Annotated in this window: 15 protein-coding genes and 2 pseudogenes; 7 read left to right on the top strand and 10 right to left on the bottom strand. The window is 44.1% G+C overall.

Annotated elements, in window-relative coordinates:
• Nucleotides 1-19: 19 nt before the first annotated feature.
• The gene (locus ACED60_RS02070; RefSeq protein ID WP_371726814.1) at nucleotides 20-1,873 is read right to left on the bottom strand and encodes an ABC transporter ATP-binding protein; all 1,854 of its coding nucleotides are present in this window, start codon (nucleotides 1,871-1,873) and stop codon (nucleotides 20-22) included.
• A gap of 566 nt (nucleotides 1,874-2,439) precedes the next feature.
• On the opposite strand from ACED60_RS02070, the gene ACED60_RS02065 reads away from it, so the two are divergent.
• Nucleotides 2,440-3,414 carry an arginine deiminase-related protein gene (locus ACED60_RS02065; protein WP_009845992.1) on the top strand — a complete coding sequence of 325 codons (975 nt, stop codon included), beginning with the start codon at nucleotides 2,440-2,442 and terminating at the stop codon, nucleotides 3,412-3,414.
• A gap of 156 nt (nucleotides 3,415-3,570) precedes the next feature.
• On the opposite strand, the gene ACED60_RS02060 is transcribed toward ACED60_RS02065, so the two are convergent.
• The 7 genes and pseudogenes from ACED60_RS02060 to ACED60_RS02030 form a co-directional block, all read right to left on the bottom strand.
• A complete protein-coding gene (locus ACED60_RS02060) occupies nucleotides 3,571-4,203 on the bottom strand; it encodes a triacylglycerol lipase (RefSeq protein WP_009845991.1) in 633 nt (210 codons plus the stop codon).
• Nucleotides 4,204-4,336: 133 nt separating this feature from the next.
• Nucleotides 4,337-4,420: pseudogene (locus ACED60_RS02055) on the bottom strand (AraC family transcriptional regulator); the annotation flags it as partial.
• Nucleotides 4,414-4,959, bottom strand: coding sequence for a mechanosensitive ion channel domain-containing protein (locus ACED60_RS02050; RefSeq protein WP_371726813.1), 546 nt, complete (start codon nucleotides 4,957-4,959; stop codon nucleotides 4,414-4,416). The gene ACED60_RS02050 and the pseudogene ACED60_RS02055, both read right to left, overlap by 7 nt.
• Entirely contained in the window at nucleotides 4,959-5,894 is a 936-nt protein-coding gene (locus ACED60_RS02045) for a CorA family divalent cation transporter (RefSeq protein ID WP_009845989.1), read from the bottom strand. Before ACED60_RS02045 ends, ACED60_RS02050 begins: the two co-directional genes overlap by 1 nt.
• 326 nt (nucleotides 5,895-6,220) lie before the next feature.
• On the bottom strand, nucleotides 6,221-7,843 hold the full coding sequence (locus ACED60_RS02040) for a phosphoethanolamine transferase (RefSeq protein ID WP_371726812.1): 1,623 nt from the start codon (nucleotides 7,841-7,843) through the stop codon (nucleotides 6,221-6,223).
• Nucleotides 7,844-8,076: 233 nt separating this feature from the next.
• The gene (locus ACED60_RS02035) at nucleotides 8,077-8,646 is read right to left on the bottom strand and encodes a porin family protein (protein WP_371726811.1); all 570 of its coding nucleotides are present in this window, start codon (nucleotides 8,644-8,646) and stop codon (nucleotides 8,077-8,079) included.
• Between the two features lie 228 nt (nucleotides 8,647-8,874).
• The gene (locus ACED60_RS02030; protein WP_369809720.1) at nucleotides 8,875-9,444 is read right to left on the bottom strand and encodes a porin family protein; all 570 of its coding nucleotides are present in this window, start codon (nucleotides 9,442-9,444) and stop codon (nucleotides 8,875-8,877) included.
• A gap of 364 nt (nucleotides 9,445-9,808) precedes the next feature.
• Between ACED60_RS02030 and ACED60_RS02025 the strand changes: the two genes are divergently transcribed.
• Complete coding sequence (locus ACED60_RS02025; RefSeq protein ID WP_371726810.1) at nucleotides 9,809-10,348, top strand: hydrolase; 540 nt, start codon at nucleotides 9,809-9,811, stop codon at nucleotides 10,346-10,348.
• Here the strand turns inward: ACED60_RS02025 and ACED60_RS02020 are convergent.
• A complete protein-coding gene (locus ACED60_RS02020) occupies nucleotides 10,345-11,208 on the bottom strand; it encodes a MurR/RpiR family transcriptional regulator (RefSeq protein WP_371726809.1) in 864 nt (287 codons plus the stop codon). The genes ACED60_RS02025 and ACED60_RS02020 overlap by 4 nt on opposite strands.
• A gap of 117 nt (nucleotides 11,209-11,325) precedes the next feature.
• On the bottom strand, nucleotides 11,326-12,600 hold the full coding sequence (locus tag ACED60_RS02015; protein ID WP_371726808.1) for an amino acid deaminase: 1,275 nt from the start codon (nucleotides 12,598-12,600) through the stop codon (nucleotides 11,326-11,328).
• Between the two features lie 177 nt (nucleotides 12,601-12,777).
• Between ACED60_RS02015 and ACED60_RS02010 the strand changes: the two genes are divergently transcribed.
• The 5 genes and pseudogenes from ACED60_RS02010 (at nucleotide 12,778) to ACED60_RS01990 (ending at nucleotide 18,194) form a co-directional block, all read left to right on the top strand.
• A complete protein-coding gene (locus ACED60_RS02010) occupies nucleotides 12,778-14,211 on the top strand; it encodes an amidohydrolase family protein (RefSeq protein WP_371726807.1) in 1,434 nt (477 codons plus the stop codon).
• Between the two features lie 139 nt (nucleotides 14,212-14,350).
• The gene (locus ACED60_RS02005) at nucleotides 14,351-14,743 is read left to right on the top strand and encodes a RidA family protein (RefSeq protein WP_004732497.1); all 393 of its coding nucleotides are present in this window, start codon (nucleotides 14,351-14,353) and stop codon (nucleotides 14,741-14,743) included.
• A 205-nt stretch (nucleotides 14,744-14,948) separates the two neighbouring features.
• Nucleotides 14,949-16,463, top strand: a complete 1,515-nt coding sequence (locus tag ACED60_RS02000; protein WP_102447303.1) for a sodium:solute symporter family protein — start codon at nucleotides 14,949-14,951, stop codon at nucleotides 16,461-16,463.
• 130 nt (nucleotides 16,464-16,593) lie between these two features.
• Nucleotides 16,594-17,540: pseudogene (locus ACED60_RS01995) on the top strand (sugar kinase).
• 18 nt (nucleotides 17,541-17,558) lie between these two features.
• A complete protein-coding gene (locus tag ACED60_RS01990; protein WP_017084927.1) occupies nucleotides 17,559-18,194 on the top strand; it encodes a bifunctional 4-hydroxy-2-oxoglutarate aldolase/2-dehydro-3-deoxy-phosphogluconate aldolase in 636 nt (211 codons plus the stop codon).
• Nucleotides 18,195-18,277 lie beyond the last annotated feature (83 nt).

Raw genomic sequence — 18,277 nt, 5'->3', positions numbered from 1 at the left:
ACATGGTTATTACGTTTTTTTAAATCATTGTTTTGTTTGGTTCTTCTTCCACTCCAATAAACCCACCGGTCTGGTGATTCCACAATTGAGCATAGATGCCATTTTGTGTAATCAGCTCTTGGTGCGTGCCTTCTTCAACGATATTACCTTGGTCGAGTACGATCAAACGGTCCATTGCTGCAATCGTCGATAAACGGTGTGCAATCGCGATAACCGTTTTGCCTTCCATTAGTTCAATCAAGCTCTCTTGTATCGCAGCTTCAACCTCTGAATCGAGAGCTGATGTTGCTTCATCTAGAACCAACAGCGGAGCATTCTTCAGAAGTACACGTGAGATAGCGACACGTTGACGCTGACCACCAGAAAGCTTGACGCCACGTTCACCTACTTGAGCATCGTAGCCAACATTACCAAACGGGTCAGTTAGGGTTTCGATAAACTCATGAGCATGTGCCTGTTTGGTTGCGGCATACACTTCTTCATCTGTTGCCTCAGGACGACCGTAAAGAATGTTGTCTTTGATCGAACGGTGCAGCAGTGAGGTATCTTGAGTCACCATGCCGATGTTACTGCGCAGTGAATCTTGCGTGACATCTGAGATCACTTGGTCATCAATCAGGATACGACCGCTTTCTACGTCGTGGAAACGCAGTAGCAAGTTAACTAAGGTTGATTTACCTGCCCCTGAACGGCCAACCAAGCCGACTTTTTCCCCCGGTTTAATGTTGAGGTTAAGGTTGTTAATCACCCCCTTATTCTCACCGTAGTTGAAGCTCACGTTATCGAAATTGATGCCGCCTTGGGGCACATTCAAAGGTTTCGCATCTTTTATGTCTTCGATAGCGATAGGTTTAGACAGTGTTTTAATGCCATCAATTACAGTACCTAGGTTTTCAAACAGACCGCCGATTTCCCACATGATCCATTTCGACATGCCGTTAATACGCAGAGCCAAGCTGACCGCAATCGCAATTGCACCCACGGTGATCGCGTTGTCTAGCCATAGGTAGATAGAAATACCGGCAATGCTGAATACCAATAGATAGTTAGCAAATTCAACGCAGATGTTGAAGCCAGTAACCAAGCGCATTTGGCGATGGACTGTGTCTAGGAAGCCTTCCATCCCTTCTTCAGCGTACTCGGTTTCTCTTTTACTATGAGAGAAAAGTTTGACCGTAGCGATGTTGGTGTAGCTATCAACAATGCGTCCTGTCATCAGTGAGCGTGCATCCGCTTGTTCTGAAGACACGTCTTTCAGCTTTGGTACGAAGTGCAGTTGAATGCCAACGTAAATGAACAACCAAATCAACATTGGAGCCATTAAGCGCCAATCCGATTCCGCGAGCATGAACAGCATCGCTGTAAAGTAAACCGTCACGTAAACAAACACATCAACCATTTTAGTCACGGTTTCACGTACCGCGAGCGAGGTTTGCATCACTTTGGTCGCGACACGTCCGGCGAAGTCATCTTGATAAAAGGACAGGCTTTGCTTCAAAAGGTAGCGGTGCGCTAACCAACGAATCGACATTGGGTAGTTGCCCAGCAAAGTTTGGTGAAGCAGTAGTGAGTAAACACTGATCAAGATTGGCATCACGACCAACAGCAGAACGCCGAGCCCCATCAGTGTCGACTCGTTGTCTGCCAAGAAAGTGTCCGGGTTGCTGGTTGATAGCCAGTCAACCAGTTGACCCATGTAACCGAACAGCGCAACTTCGATGATCGCGATGGTCATGCTCATCAATCCGAGCAAGATCAACGGCTTTTCAAAACCTCGTGTGTAATGGCGGCAGAATGCCAGTATTCCAGTAGGAGGTTGTATCGGCTCTCCCTTTGGAAAGGCTTCAGTAAAGCCTTCAAATTTCTTGTACATAGTTTTCCCTTTATAAGCTACTGCATCTTTGATGCTAGAGCATCGTGATGTGCAGCTTTGTTTTTATAGTCTTGATTTGAATTTTTCAGTTTTAGTTTGAAATTATATAAGTGCCAACGCGTTCTTATAAGTATTAAGCCATTCGATAGAGTTTTGTTTAGTTCTTATGTAAGTACTTGGTTTAAGCGACACAGAACACTTCCAAAGAGTGTCTTTCATGAAGCTAATTTTAGATTGAATTAGGCAGGAAAAGTTAAGCTTATTTCAAACGTAATTGATAGTTATGCAACGGTGATAATCCTAACGTTAAATGGATTAAATTGTAATCAAAACTCGTGTGGAGCTGAAAAATGAAATGAGAATATTTATCCAGAAAATTCTTTAACGAATATGCATACAGTTGGTTCTTTCTGATGTGCTGTTATCTTGCAGTAAAAATTACCGATTAATCTAAAATCTGCAGTAATTACTTGGGATAAATATTCAAATCATTGTGATTTTCAGTGAATTTTGTTGTAACAAGTTGTTTACAATTCTGAGGTAAATAAAAGATAGGGACGGTTAAAATGTTAAACCTACACAAAAAATCACTGCATATTACTAATGTTCAAAACGCAAATTGCGTTGTTATGGTGCCGCCAAAAGAATTTAAATTTAACGAAGAAACAGCCCGTGATAACGAGTTTCAGCACAGAGTCGATCTGACTGAAGCTGAGGTAAAGCTAGAAACGATGGCCGAGTTTAAGGCTATGGTGGTTTCGCTACGTAAAGAAGGTGTGCAAGTTGTAGAGTTTGATTATCCGGAACTGGGTGTTGAAACCCCTGACGCAGTGTTCCCAAACAACTGGTTCAGTACTTGTAGTGATGGAAGCCTATTCACTTTCCCTATGGCGTGTGAAAACCGTCAAAATGAAGTTAAGCCGAATGCACTTATTGAAGCGTTGGAAGCGTCTGGTCGCATTGTTAATCACAGTGAGTCTATGGAGTCGTACGTTGCTCAAGGTTCTTATCTAGAGAGCACAGGCGTGATGGTGATCGACCATATCAACAAGACCATTTATGCTGCGCTTTCACAACGTTGTGATCGCGAAGTATTGGAAGATTACGCGAAGCGCATTGGCTACTCTCGCGTGGTCTCGTTCCAAACGGCATTACCGTCTGGTCAACCGATTTACCATACCAATGTGATGATGGCGATTGGTGATAACTTCTGCGTGATCTGTGATGAAGTGATCCCAGAGTTTGAGCGCCGCTTTGTTGTGAAGTCTCTTGCCAAAGACAAGCAAGTTATCTCTATCTCAATCGATCAGATGAATCGTTTCTGTGGCAACATCCTTCAGCTTGAAACTGTGAATGGCGACAAGGTGATCGCGATGTCTCAATCGGCTTACGATGCGTTTTCTCCAGCTCAGTTAGCTCAGCTTTCGACGCACGGTAAGCTACTACCATTTAACGTGAAAACGATCGAAGACATCGGCGGTGGTTCGGTGCGATGCATGTTGGGCGAGGTGTTCTTACCAACCCGAGTGAATCGTCTATAGAAAGTATAGCAAGCGCTCATTTCCAGTAATGGATCTTCGAATACCACTCTTATCGCAGAGTGGTATTTTTGTTTTTATCTATCACAAATAAGAGAACAAGAGCTCGATACAGGAGTCAACGTACAAAAGTTAACGAAAAACAGCTACTGAACAAAGCTATGAAGCGTCCTTAAAAGCTCTGTGTTCAATGAACTGAGCTGACAGTGTTACGACTTCCTTGGAGTAGACAAGCGCTGTGTGGTTGAGTTTGAGGGCGTAAGTATCAGTGGCTCCTCTCAGGTTGGCGTCTTCGAGTGTTACTGTACCATCCCCTGGGTTTCTTCCCAGAACAATGCGTCCTACTCCGGCGTCGTAGGTACCCGTAATTACGCCAATCGGCACATCAATATCGTAGTCACCCAAGCCATCGCTTAAGATCATTTTGCTTGAACCAAATATAAATCCAAGCCCATGATTAGACAGTGTTTTGGCGATGGTTGCCCCATTGTGCGGAGTGCCTGCTGTAATAATGCAGGTGTCGGCGAAGTGTGGTTGGTAGAATTTAAAGTAATGACGAATCAGCAAGCCACCCAGTGAGTGACCGAAAAAATAGACCTCATCATACTCATTAAAACGAGCATTCACGAAACGATTGAGACGTTTGGCTGCAGAAGGGAAACGCAGCGAGTTGTAGGCAAACTTGTGCGTTGTAAAGCCGCGTTTTTTGAAGTTTCTATCCAGATATTGCATGATCAACGCAGGCATATATAGACCATGAATTAAAACTATATGTTTGTTTTTATTATTCATTTTTGTCCTCCGTCTGATGATGCCCCCAGTATATTTAGTCGCAAATCTAAACTCAATAAAACTTGCGGCTAATGGGACACAAAAGACAGAGCCTTCGCTATAGAAAGAATGTGCGTTATAGACAAAGAGTGGGTTACTCTGATCTCACTCCTCCATACACATCAATCGTTAACCCACCTTGTTTGGCATAGGTATTCGGTGTTAGGCCTGTTACCTTATTGAAGCTTCACTTTTTGCTTCAGGTTCAACCAAAACCTTTATCACGCCTTTTTGTAAAATCAGGTTGTTGGGGTAGGTGATAATGTTACCCGAACTGTGTCGAAGAATAACGTGGAACATGGTGATATCGATGATCACACCGCTGATGTCTTCGTCTTTCTCCGCGACTCTTACTCTGTCGCCAATGCGATAAGGGAAGACAAAAAATATTAGTACGCTGGCTGTGAGGTTACTTAGAATGGACCATTGCGCGAATAAAGCGACACCCAGCACCGCAAATATGGATGATAAGAACAGCGAAATATCACCAAAACCCAAGTTAAGAACAATCGTAAACACAGCGATGAAGAGTAGAAACAGAACAATATTGAAACACTTAATCACGAACTGCTTTCGCTTCAATTCGACACGCTTATTTTCCGCTAATGTTTCTATCCAGTTGTTACCTAAGCGTTTGATCACCCAATACACAGTGATAAGAAGTAAACCTAAAACTACTTGTCTAAGCCACATATTGGATTGCAAAAACTCAACCATTAAATAAACCTCAATTTTTTCAAAATAATGACCTCTGCCGCTATGACTACGAGCAGCCCAACGCAAAATAGTGGGAATGCTATTGGGTTATCTGTTCCGGGTATCCCCGCGATATTGACACCCAGTAAACCGGTGAAAAACCCAGCAGGGAGGAAAATACCTGCAATGATAGAAAATAGGTACGTATTTCTATTCATTTTTTCAGCTTGTTGCTGACTTAGGCTCGCTAAAAATACATTAATTTGTTCGATGTAAAACTCAACAGACTCGTTAATTCTCAGGATGGTATCAAGGCTGTTCTTTATATGACTGTTGTGATTACTCAATGGTGCAGGTAGGTCACTCATTAAATCTTCAAAAACGTATTTCTGTGGCTTCAAATAACGCCTTAGTCTGAGTAGCCTTGAATGTAGAGCGTTAATGGATCTTATGTCGATATTGGAGTTAGATTCTAACTCGTCAATTAATAGTTCGACGGGTGCTAGGAAGGTTGAAATACTGTGGTTGATTCCACGGATCATGCCCAACAACACATCAGGCAATGATGTGGGGCCTTGGTTTTGAATGAGATCAGACACCAGATTACTGACCGCTTTTGAAGGAACTTTACGTGTCGATATTAAAGTGCCTTTGTACCATAAGATGCGTAGGCTAAGCATGTCGTCAGGGTTAGCACCTTCGTTTAGATTAATGCCTCGCAGAATCATCAAAAAACAGTCGTGTCCAAACTGTTCGAACCGAGGGCGGGTGTCATCGGTGAGTAATGAATCGATGATGGCATTTGGAACCGTATTACTGTGGAGCCATTCTCTCAAACCGTCAGCATCTCTTTGGCAGTGATACCAAGTTGATTGCTCGAATGAGGCTGGGCTGGTGGTGTGTTCATGTGCCACACCCTCAGAAAATTGCCAGCTTGAAATTATGAAAGCGTCCATTCATTTGTCCTTAATGATATGACATAAACATTGATATTAGGCGCCATTCAGGCGCGGTATTGAACTGAGCTTAATCTTGGTAAGTTCAATGAGCGATGTGAGTGAGATAAAGTCTAATAAGACAGGTTGGTCTTTGGAGCACGACGGACTCTTCCATTATTGTTTCTATTAAATGTAGCTCATTGTTTCGTCGTTATAAATTAGCACTCTGGCTCCATGTTAGCGACGAAAAAAAGAAAAGACCGAGGTCTTTTCTTTTTAGGGGAAGTTGAGGAGAGCTTGCTCAGGCAACTTGAGTTTTCCGATGGTTTACATAAGCAAAAGCACTAGCGACAAGAAGCAAAAATATCTTGGTTCTCTCGATATTCTTTGGTTTGTACATCCATTAGGCCAAGCAAAGAGTCGAACAGGTTGTCTTGGGAGAAGCTCTGTTCTTTGCCTGCCTTTCTCAAGCAGGTTTGGTTTATCCCTTTCTGCTCGGCAAAACCATCAGACATCCACACGATCATAGGAACATGGGTTTGCTCTTTCGGTGCCAATGAATAAGGCATGCCGTGCAAGTAGACGCCGTTTTCCCCTAAAGATTCACCATGATCGGAAATATACATCAGTGCGACATTGTACTTATCGGTCAGTTTCTCCAGTTTCCGAATCGCCTGTGAGAGAAAGAAATCCGTGTACAAGATGGTGTTGTCGTAGGTGTTAACCACTTGCTCTTTGGTGCAGTTTTCAATGTCTGCACGAGCGCAGTCAGGCGTAAATTTCTTATGTTCTTCTGGATAACGCTCAAAGTACGTTGGGCCGTGAGACCCCGAAATATGATAGAAAATGATGCTATCTTGTTTAAGATCTTGAGTATCTTGTTCGAAGTTCTCTAGCATGGCTGTGTCATAGCACACATCTTTATTACACAGCGGGTCGCTGTCTTTGGCGACGAGCGTCATCTCTTTGATTCGATGTGCGACCGCCTTGTCTCCCCCATCATGCTCTCGCCAGATAGAGTGAATGCCCGCGCGGTTCATCATGTCGACCACGTTATCTTGGTTGTAGGCTTTGTCGCGATCGTAGTTGCTGCGATTCATGTTCGAGAACATACATGGCACAGAAACCGCGGTGGCTGTTCCGCACGACTGAACATCAGAGAAAAATATCGGGTTGTAAGGCTTGGTATGAGCGTTGGTTTCTCTCTCATAGCCATAATATTGGTAGTTATACACGCGAGCGGTTTCGCCAAGTACAAACACCAATAAGGTCGGTTTGGTTGCCGCTTTTTCTTGTGGTTTGAGTTGAGCATCTAACCCCAATTCTTGATAAGGGATGGGCTGTTTTATGTAGGTGTTATTGATATATTTAACCGTTGATGACACATACTCGGTCGGGATGATCATCTTTTTGATGTGCGAATGATTACGACCAATCGATACGTAATCTTTGTAGAAAAGCCCGGCAATAATGGCAATGACGATCAAGGAAGAGAGCAGCCCAATCGATTTCCAGACAAAGAAATCTTTCCAAGATTCTTTTTCAAGTTTGGTAAACAACAGGATGATCGATGGAATACCGCCCATGGCAAGTAACCATAAGATGGAGTGGGTACTTACATAGCTTGCTGCTTCACCACTATTGGTCTCAAACACATTCTCTATCATCCCGTAGTCGACGAATATGCCGTAATTGAACATGCTGTAGCTGACTAAGGTTGAGGTGATCAGTAATAAGATGAAAAACGGTTTGGAGAATATCGGCCAATTAAAGACTTGGAAGATGAAATTAAAAGCAGCAAGGAAGAAGAGCGGGATGGATATAAGAAACGCGACACTTTCAGACTTTGATGCTTGAACAATACTAAACAGTTCTTGGGAGAGAGGTAGGTTGACGACAAGCAGATAATACACAGCCAACACAAAGGGCAGCTTGTTTATCGACATGTTTAAGCTTGGTAGATTCATAGGTCTTTTTTCCTGCGTATCTTATCTCTTTATTTTAGTCTCCCTATCAAGAAAGCTCTAATATCAACGCATAAAGCTCAAATAAGTAACCGTGAGCGATAAACTGGCAAAAGTGACATGACGCGATAGGTTGTGAAGATACAAAAAATTCACTTTACTGAGTGACCTTCATGACAAGGTGGAACAGCAAAGCGAATTAGTAAATTCAGCTTATTCTATGTGGTTCAATCACATTAGAAGTTGTAAGAACCACCGAAGCTAAGGCTGCTGAATGCTAGTGTTTTGTCTTCTTTCTTAAAGCCGTAGTCGTTTTCAACACTCACTGCGTCTGCTTGTGAAATTAGACGTAGTGTTAGATGTTCGATTGGCGTGTATTCAACACCTAGACCAAAGTGGAAACCTGTACCGCTATCATCATTGTAACCAGTGCTCTTGTTGGCGTTTAGGTCAACAGAGCTTAAACCAGCCAATACGAATGGGCGGATTGTGTTGTCGAATGTGTAACCAAGATTTGCTGACAACGAAATAGACGTCGGAGACAGTTTTGCAGCCCCCTTTTTGTAGTCTGCGTAATCGTTGTAGCCAAGTTCAACACCTACGATACGGTTGAATTGGTAGCCGCCGTATAGGTTGTAGCCCATGCCATCTGAATCTAAATTACCTTGACCATCAGTATCAGAGTCTTGGGATACGCCAAGACCGCCACCAATGTAAGCACCGCCGTCAGTACCTGCTGCTAAAGCGGGAAGAGAAACTGCGCTGATTAAACCCAGTGCTAATGCTGATTTTGTTATCTTATTCATCTTCGTTACTCACTCTTTAATGTCATGCCAGTATCAATAACTTTTGTTTTGCGACCTTTCGACCGTTCGTGAGCATTATTCCGTAGTTTTGTACCTATTACTGTATGGCTTTGTAAGTTGAATCGTTACATAGATACAAAAATTCACTTTACTGTGCTGCCTTATCATAGGGCAGAGTAGCAAAGTGAATTTGAGTTATTTACTTACAACGTGGCCGTGAGGAGCACATTAGAAGTTGTATGAACCACCGAAGCTAACACTGTTGAATGCTAGTGTGTGGTCATCGTTTTTGAGAGAACCCTGATAGGAATAGTCATCAACACTCACCGCGTCAGCTTGTGAAATAAGGCGAAGTGTTAAGTGTTCAATCGGCGTGTATTCAACACCTACGCCAAAGTGGAAGCCAGTACCGCTGTCGTCCCCATAGTTTGCCGCTTGGTTCGCGTGTAGGTCAACAGAGCTTAAACCAGCCAACACGAATGGACGAATAGTGTTGTCAAACGTATAACCGATATTCGCTGATGCAGAAATAGAGGTTGGCGAGAGTTTTTCTGCGCCATTTTTGTAATCTGCATAATCGTTGTAGCCAAGCTCTACGCCAACAATACGGTTGAATTGGTAACCACCGTATAGGTTATAACCCATACCATCTGAATCTAAACTCCCGTGACCATCTGTATCGGAGTCTTGATAGACACTAAGTCCACCACCTACATACGCGCCACCATCTGTGCTTGCTGCAAAAGTTGGAAGTGAAACTAAACCGATTAAGCCGAGTGCTAATACTGATTTTTTCATGATAATACCTTGTTTACTCATCCTGTGATGTAAGTCACGGTATCGCTGACGAATGATTTATAAAACCCTCACAAATGAAACCTATTTTTTCATTGATAAAGTGACTATCTGTAGCCCTTGATTTATCAAGAGGTAAGGTCATATTTGTTGGTTATATTCTTTATAAATAAAATTCACATATTGACAAAAGGTTAAATTTGCTAAATAAAACGATGTTTTTTAAGGTTGAAGTGAGATCGGGTTTATCTAACTAATTGAAAAATAAAATATAACAAACATTGTATTTATTCTATTGTAGTATTTGTTGCGGTGTTTGTTGAAAGCAAAGCAGTACGCTGATTCTAATCATGACAAGGAGAGTTGGATGTTAAACCGAGCAAACACAGGTTTGGTGGTTGTGGACGTACAAGGCAAGCTCGCACGCCTTGTTGATGAGAGCGATACGCTGATTGCTAATTGCGGAAAGTTAGCTCAAGGAGCACAGGTTTTGGGTCTGCCAATTATTCGTTTGGAACAGAATCCAGAGAGGCTAGGTGCTACAGTCGACGAACTTAATGACTTGTTGAATGATACAAAGCCGATACCTAAATTCACTTTCAATGCGTGTGATGAGCCCAAATTTGTTGAAGCTGTGCAAGACAAGGGTGTGGAGACTTGGTTAGTGTGTGGCATTGAGGCTCATATTTGTGTTTATCAAACCGCAATGGGGTTGTTAGCTCTTGGGTACAAGGTTCAGGTAGTTGGCGACTGTATTAGTTCGAGAATGGCCCTCAACAAGGATCTGGCAATCCGTCGACTAACGGATGCTAGTATCGAAATCACAGGATTGGAAATGAGCTTATACGAACTGGTAAAGGACTGCCGCGCGCGTGAATTTAAGCTCATTCTATCCTTGATTCGTTAATCACCGAGAGGCTGTCTATCGCCACCCCCTCGATAAGAATCGAGCGCTACCTTCAAGCGACGTAGTTTGTCGCGCGAACGGTTTTTATGATTGACTGCCATGCCCATAGAAAGCACATCCACTAACGCCAACATAGCGTAGCGAGAAGCCGATGGTTTGTAGATGAAGTCGGTTTCCATATGCTTGATTGGTAACAAGATATCCGCAATTTTTGCTAGCGGTGTGTCTTGTGGGGTAATCGCGATTATCTTAAGTCCGTACTGTTTCGCTAACTCGGCAGTTTCAGTGATCACTGGCGTAAAGCCGGTCGCTGAAATCATCACCATCACGTCATTGGCATCTGCTGTGGCAGCAACCATGCGTGACATTAAGCCATCGTTGTACGACACCACTGGGTAGCCTAAACGAAACAGTCGATGTTGCAGCTCTTGAGAAGCAATGGTCGAACCGCCACCCATGCCGATAGCAATGATCTGTCTGGCGTTATGTAGCCAGCTCACCGCAGTTTCAACGTCTTGCTCTTTGAACAGAGTTCGGTTGATATCTAGGCTCTGCTTGATTGATTCGTAGATACCTTGATAGCCCGTTTGGTCAACAGGTTCGAGGATAAAGCGCTGGCCAACGGTTAGCGTCTGAGCCAACTTAATCTTCATATCACGTACGTTGCTGCAACCGATCGCTTTAGCAAAGCGTGTGATGGTGGCTTCACTCACTTGAGCACCTTCGGCTAGCTCTGTGATGCTGGCATTGGCAGCAAAATCAATGTTATCCATGATCAGCTTGGCGACTTTCTTTTCTGCATCACGAAGAGCAGGAAAACGCTCTGTTATCTGTGAAATGATATCTACTTCTAAACTCAAGAATCCTGATCCTTTGTTGATGGGGCTATTTGCTAATACCTAGTCATTGGTCGCTAAAGCTTAGCCCCGTTAGTATATCTGATTGTTTCGTTGATTCTAGCTTATTGAAAAATCGACCTAGAAACAGGTTTCCACCCAATTAGTCACCTGATGTTCGTCATCGCTGATGGCAATGTAGCGCCATTTGTCGAAGGTTAAACATGGGTGTGAGGTTGAAAACGCAATCATGTCGCCCACTTCAATCTCAGCAGAACCATCAGTTTCAACAAAGGTATGTTGATCCATTACCGCAGTAGAGGTTAAGCCTTTCACTGAGATTGCTTCGCCATTGCGATAGCCGCGCTCGGCAATCGGTAAACCCGCATCAAAGGCCACATCACGCTTGCCTAGCCCAACAACTAACTTGGTCGGTTCAGGACGAGAGATAACATAAGCCCACACCTCAAGTGCCGATTCTAAATCACCACCCAATTCACACGCGTAACCTTGGTTTACTTGGGCGCGTTGCAACACTTTGCTTTGTGCGTCTAGGTAAATACCTGTGTCGTGAATGGCATAGCAGCCCGGGCGGATGATCGCCAAGTAATCGGTTAGGTTTGCCAAGCATTCTGCCACCACATCGTACCAAGCAGAACCTGCGCCAGTGATGATAGGTTGCCCTGCAATTAGGCCATCTGATGCAAGGCTTTCGATCGAAGTGAGTGCCTGATTTAAGAAGGTACGAACGTCTTGTTCTGCATTGTCACCGTGAATTACACCCTCGTACACCTCAATACCTGCCAGCGAAAGGGCTGGTGTGTCTTGGATAGTCTTAGCCAGTTCTAGAACTTCTTGTGGTGAACGACATCCACAACGACCACCCGGTACACCAAACTCGATCAGTACCTTTAGCGTCTGCTTTGTATTGGCGAAATATTGGTTAAGTTGCTGCACGTTTACTGAAGAATCCACACAACAGTAAAAGTCGACATCAAACTCACTGATCAGCTGTTCAACGATCGCCATGTTGGTTTTGCCCACCAATTGGTTAGCCATGATGATGCGTTTTGCACCTGCCATTGCTGCAATCTCTGCTTGTGCAGGTGTCGCAACGGTAATTCCCCAAGCGCCATTTTCTAGCTGTTGACGGAAGAAATCAGGTGTCATTGAAGTTTTGCCATGTGGCGACAATTTAACCTGATGGTGATCGGCGAATGATTGCATCCAATTTAGGTTATTGGTTAAGGCTGATTGCTTGATAACTGCAACCGGGAGCGAAACATCTTCATCAATCAGTCGATAAACACCGTTCTCAGATTGTGATACCGCTCTCCCTTTTTGGCCTTTTTCAGTCAAGATAAAACCTTCTTTTTGATACTTTCTAACATTTTCGAGTGCAGGGTTATTTTTCATTGCTGATTCCTAACATGATGTAAGTCGTTGTTTTATTATGTGTAAACCTATCATTTTTGTTTTTTTGTGATAGAAACTATCACACAATTTAAAATATTATGTGTGTTTTGTCACTGAAAACAATCGACCAAATTTTTAAGATAGCTCCATCAACACAGTGGATTGAGAGAGTGAAAAATGTTGTTCGATACGATAATTAAAAATGTAGAGGTGTTTGATGGCACCGGCGAACAATCGTTTTGTGCCGATGTAGCAATCCGAGATGGAAAAATCGCCGAAATTGGTCAAATCGATCATGAAGATTGTGGCCAATTGGTTGAGGGAGCTGGCTTAGCATTGGCTCCTGGTTTTATCGATGTACACACACATGACGATACCAATGTAATTCGTTACCCAGACTGCCTGCCTAAGATCAGCCAAGGTGTCACAACCGTGATTGTTGGTAACTGTGGTATCAGCGCATCACCAACCGTTTTGGCTGGCGATCCACCTGATCCAATGAATCTTTTAGGCGCACAAGCTGACTTTAAATACCCAACTTTTGCCGCGTATGCACAAGCGGTAGAGCAAGCGCAACCGGCGGTAAACGTCGCAGCGTTAGTTGGTCACACCACACTGCGTAACCAAGTGATGGACGACCTGCAACGCACTGCAAGCGAAGACGAAATCGCAGCGATGCAAACCAACCTTGATTTGGCGATGGAACAAGGCGCATTAGGTTTGAGCTCGGGTTTGGCTTACGCAAGCGCTAAACAAGCGAATGCCAACGAAGTGATGCAGTTAGCGAAAGTGCTTTCTGGTCACGGTGGCATCTATACCACGCATATGCGTACCGAATTTGAAGAGATCTTAAGCGCGATGGAAGAAGCGTTTGAGACAGGACAATACGCAAAAGTGCCTGTTGTTATCTCTCACCTTAAATGTGCAGGAGCGGGCAATTGGGGCAGAACCGTTGAAGTGCTTGATTTGATGGACAAGGTTTCTGAGCACCAAGATGTCTCTTGCGACTGTTATCCATACTCAGCGAGTTCTTCGACATTAGATTTGAAACAAGTAACCGACGATTTCGACATCTTCATCACTTGGTCTGAAGCAAAACCAGAACATGCAGGCAAAACGCTTAAGCAGATTGCTGATGAAATGAATCTCCCCCTGATGGACGCAGCAAAAGCGCTTCAACCAGCGGGCGCTGTTTATCACTGCATGGATGAGAACGACGTAAAGCGCGTATTGAAATACAAACTGACCATGGTCGGTTCCGACGGTTTACCTAATGACCCGCATCCACACCCAAGATTGTGGGGCACCTTCCCGAAAGTGCTAGGTCACTATTGCCGAGATGAAAAACTGTTCTCGTTGCCAGAAGCGATTCACAAGATGACCGGAATGTCGGCTCAGCGTTACAACTTAGCGGGCCGAGGCGAAGTTCGCTGTGGTGCCTTTGCCGATTTAGTTTTATTTGATCCAAAGAATATTAAAGACACAGCAACATTTGAAAATCCTATTTCAGTTGCTCAAGGAATAGAAAGCGTATTTGTAAATGGTGGGTTAACTTACCAGCAAGGAAAAGTAAGAAATAATCGTTCAGGCGTTTTTATTTACCGAAACTAGAATTTAAATTATTTATTAAATTCAGATGATTATAAAAACGGCGAATTAATTTAAATATATTGGAATAGAAACTGTTTTATCTATAAAGCCAATGTTATCTATAAACCCAATATTATCTATAAATAAGTGGAGTTAAAAAATGACTATTAAACGTTACGGTGTTGAAGGCGGTACAGGTACAGGCGGACAACATTTACCATTTGCACGTGCAACTGAAGCAGGTGGTTTCCTATACGTTTCTGGCCAGACACCGATGACAGATGGTGAAGTGGTTGAGGGTGGCATTGTTGACCAGTCTCGCCTAGCGATCCAAAACTGTGTCGATATCATGACTGAAGCGGGCTACGGCCTAGAAGACGTAATGCACGTAAAGGTTGTGCTAACGGATTCTCGTTACTTCCAATCTTTTAATAAGGTATTCAAAGAGTTCTTCGGTGCTAACCCACCGGCTCGTATCTGCATGGTTTGCGACTTAGTTGTAGACGTGAAGGTTGAAGTAGATGTGACTTGCTACCGCGCCGATCGCGGATAGTAATAACCTAATCACAATTACCCACTTAGAGAGTATTAGGGGTTAGTCATCCCTGTTATTATCCTTTAATACTCTCACCCTACATTTATAAAAATTACTTTAATTAAAAAAGATAAAATCAATAAAGTAATTATATGAAATATAAAATGAATGAATCATAAATAAAGTTCAAGAATGAACTCAATATTTCACTGAGAGGTGTCAAATGAACAGCACACTTTTTCTTACAGGCTTCGGCGTGTACGTATTATTTTTAATTTGGTTAGGCTGGTTTGTCTCGCGTAATCAAAAATCTGGCGAAGATTTCTTATTAGGTGGCCGTGGCCTACCTATGTTCTTAGTACTTGGTACAACAGTAGCGACGATGGTCGGTACGGGTTCAAGTATGGGTGCGGTTGGCTTCGGCTACGCAAATGGCTGGGCAGGTGCTCTGTACGGCATTGGTGGTGCGATAGGCATCCTATTACTTGCACTTTGGTTTGCTCCGGTTCGTAAATTGAACTTCATGACCATGAGTGAAGAGCTGGCTTACTATGTTGGCGCTAACCGCATCGTGAAAAACGTTGTAGGTGTATTGATTTTTGTCGCTTCAATTGGTTGGTTAGGTGCTCACATTCTAGGTGGCGGCATGTACTTAGCGTGGATTGCAGACATCGATCTCAACCTAGCGAAAATCATTATTGCTGCAGCATTCACTATTTACGTGGTGATCGGTGGTTACACTGCGGTTGTGTGGACCGATACCATTCAAGCTATCATCCTTTTTGCTGGCTTCATCTTGATGGCGGTAATGTCAGTTGATTACATCGGCGGCATGGATAACCTTTACGCTGCGATGGACCCTGCTGCTACAAGCTTTTTAGCAATCGATAAACTGGGTCTTCTGCCTGCTGTTTCTCTGGCTGTGGTTATTGGTGTAGGTGTACTGGCGACGCCTTCATTCCGTCAACGTATCTACTCGGGTAAAGACGTATCAACGGTTCGCCGCTCATTTGTTGCATCGGGTGTGTTGTACCTTTTCTTCTCAATCATCCCTGCAATCATCGGTATGGCAGCACATGCCATTGACCCATCATTGGATAACGCGAACTACTCGTTCCCTTATGTTGCTGCAACGGTTCTTCCGGTTGGCGTTGGCATGATTGTTCTTATCGCGGGTCTTTCTGCAACCATGTCGAGCGCAAGTTCAGATGCGATAGCTGGTGTTTCTATCCTACTGCGTGATGTTTACGTGATGTTTACTGGCCGCGTACCAAACAAAGAGTCAATGGTGAACTATTCTCGCTTGGCACTGATTGTGGTGATTGGTTTTGCACTGTTGTTCGCACTAACGTCAAACGACATCATTGGCTACATCACGAAAATGATTTCAACCGTAATGTCGGGCATGTTTGTGTGCGGTATGTTGGGTCGATTCTGGAAACGTTACAACTGGCAGGGTGCGCTTGCTACGCTAGCGGGTGCATCTGTGGCTTCATTTGTCGTAATGCTAAATGCAGACTATACGGCTTTCTGGGGCAACCCTGTGATTCCTTCTTGTCTAGTGGCTCTAACGGCGGGTGTGCTGGTAAGCCTATGTACTCCGGCTAATCAAGTAACACCAGAAATGGCGAAAGCAATCCTTGATGACGAGCGTGCTCTGATGGAAATGGAATTGTCAGACTCAGGTGTGCTTGAAGAAGACGCGTCTTCTCAACGTCCTGCAAATCAAACAAGCTAATCTAAAACGCTCCACAGCTAGTTAGTACAACAAATTCAGTACAACAAGTTGTGGAGTGGTTTAGCTAGCTCAGGCTCTGCTTCTCGGTAGGGCCTTCTTCCCCATTTATCTCTCTATTTTAGGATCTGCTATGCCTGCATCTTCTAACTTCAATATTGCTTTCTTTGGCGAGTGCATGGTCGAAATCAGCGGCTCTCCATTAACCAAAAAATTCGGTGGTGACACACTCAATACCGCACTTTACCTTTCTCGCTTAACTCAACATCAAAACCTCTCTGTTCATTACGCGACAGGTCTGGGCAGTGATGAGCTGTCTCAAAATATGATTGATAGCTGGCAGCTCGAAGGTATTCAAACCAATTTAGTTGAACGCATTGCGAACAAGCTTCCTGGACTCTACATGGTCGAAACCGACGAGACAGGCGAGCGACACTTTCACTACTGGCGCAACGATGCGGCAGTAAAATCTTACTTTCATGCTAATGACTTGAATAAGCTTGAATCGCTCTGACAGAGAAGCAAGTCGACGCGGTTTACATCAGCGGTATCAGTATCGCGATCTTGGATGATGCCTCTCGCGAGCGTTTATTCAAAGCGATTAGCGTGTTCTCAAACCAAGGCGGTAAGGTGATTTTTGATAATAACTATCGCCCGCAACTTTGGATCACCGAGCAAGCTCGACATTGGTATGCCAAGTTACTGTCGCTGGTGGACATCGCCTTGATTACCGAAGACGACGATCTGCTTGTCTGGGGGAACTCAGAGAGCGTTCAACAACGTTGTATCCGTTTGGGTTGCCAAGAGATCGTCATCAAACGTGGCTGCGAGCCATGCAAGATTGTTCAAGTTGAACAGGACAACATTGTTGAGAATTATGTCTCAGCGACTCGTGTTTCTAACGTGGTCGACACCTGCGCGGCGGGCGATTCATTCGCTGCGGGTTATTTAGCTGCGCGTCTTACTGGCGAGAGCGCCACCGACGCAGCCGAACTTGGCCACCAACTAGCTTCCATCGTTATTCAATACTCTGGCGCAATCATCCCCGTGAGCGCTATGAGCCAACTGATTAAAAAATAAATAAAAAGCGGAATTACTATGTCTCAAGAAATGATCAACAAACTTAAACAATTCAAAGTTATCCCTGTTATCCAAATCAACAAGGTTGAACACGCGATTCCACTGGCAAAAGTGTTGGTAGAAAACGGCCTACCAGTTGCTGAAGTCACATTCCGTACTGAAGCGGCAGCAGACGCGATTCGTGCGATGCGCGATGCGTATCCAGAAATGTGTATCGGTGCCGGCACAGTATTAACGCCAGCGCAGATCGACCTTGCGAAAGAGTCGGGCAGTGAATTCATCGTGGCTCCGGGCCTGAATCCAAACACCGTAAAACGTTGCCAAGAAATCGGTATGCCAATCGTTCCGGGCGTAAACAACCCAAGCCAAGTTGAGCAAGCGCTAGAGCTTGGTCTTAACTTCTTGAAGTTCTTTCCTGCAGAAGCGTCTGGTGGTATCAACATGGTGAAGTCTCTGCTAGCGCCATACGTTGATGTGTCTTTAATGCCAACGGGCGGTATCGGTAAACACAACGTGAATGACTACCTAGCAGTGGATCGCGTGGTGTGCTGTGGTGGTACTTGGATGGTGTCGCCAAAAATGATCGAGAACGAGCAATGGGATGAGATTGCAGTATTGGTTCGTGAAGCGGTCGCTCTTGTTAACGAGCAATAAGCTTTTGAACTAGCGATAACAACCTTTCGAATGAGAGATAACGAGCAACAGCAGTGGCTGATGGTTCTGTTTTGTGAATCGCC

This window comes from Vibrio sp. 1F279, from assembly GCF_041439815.1.
Classification (GTDB): domain Bacteria; phylum Pseudomonadota; class Gammaproteobacteria; order Enterobacterales; family Vibrionaceae; genus Vibrio; species Vibrio tasmaniensis_A.
This window is presented reverse-complemented; position numbering and strand designations above follow the sequence as displayed.

Excerpts from the sequence above, each read along its gene's own strand:
- ACED60_RS02015 (WP_371726808.1), bottom strand. The coding sequence starts at position 12,600 with ATGAAAAATAACCCTGCACTCGAAAATGTTAGAAAGTATCAAAAAGAA.
- ACED60_RS02000 (WP_102447303.1), top strand. The coding sequence starts at position 14,949 with ATGAACAGCACACTTTTTCTTACAGGCTTCGGCGTGTACGTATTATTT.
- ACED60_RS02050 (WP_371726813.1), bottom strand. The coding sequence starts at position 4,959 with ATGGTTGAGTTTTTGCAATCCAATATGTGGCTTAGACAAGTAGTTTTA.
- ACED60_RS02030 (WP_369809720.1), bottom strand. The coding sequence starts at position 9,444 with ATGAAAAAATCAGTATTAGCACTCGGCTTAATCGGTTTAGTTTCACTT.
- ACED60_RS02045 (WP_009845989.1), bottom strand. The coding sequence starts at position 5,894 with ATGGACGCTTTCATAATTTCAAGCTGGCAATTTTCTGAGGGTGTGGCA.
- ACED60_RS02040 (WP_371726812.1), bottom strand. The coding sequence starts at position 7,843 with ATGAATCTACCAAGCTTAAACATGTCGATAAACAAGCTGCCCTTTGTG.
- ACED60_RS02070 (WP_371726814.1), bottom strand. The coding sequence starts at position 1,873 with ATGTACAAGAAATTTGAAGGCTTTACTGAAGCCTTTCCAAAGGGAGAG.
- ACED60_RS02065 (WP_009845992.1), top strand. The coding sequence starts at position 2,440 with ATGTTAAACCTACACAAAAAATCACTGCATATTACTAATGTTCAAAAC.
- ACED60_RS02005 (WP_004732497.1), top strand. The coding sequence starts at position 14,351 with ATGACTATTAAACGTTACGGTGTTGAAGGCGGTACAGGTACAGGCGGA.
- ACED60_RS02035 (WP_371726811.1), bottom strand. The coding sequence starts at position 8,646 with ATGAATAAGATAACAAAATCAGCATTAGCACTGGGTTTAATCAGCGCA.
- ACED60_RS01990 (WP_017084927.1), top strand. The coding sequence starts at position 17,559 with ATGTCTCAAGAAATGATCAACAAACTTAAACAATTCAAAGTTATCCCT.
- ACED60_RS02010 (WP_371726807.1), top strand. The coding sequence starts at position 12,778 with ATGTTGTTCGATACGATAATTAAAAATGTAGAGGTGTTTGATGGCACC.
- ACED60_RS02025 (WP_371726810.1), top strand. The coding sequence starts at position 9,809 with ATGTTAAACCGAGCAAACACAGGTTTGGTGGTTGTGGACGTACAAGGC.
- ACED60_RS02060 (WP_009845991.1), bottom strand. The coding sequence starts at position 4,203 with ATGAATAATAAAAACAAACATATAGTTTTAATTCATGGTCTATATATG.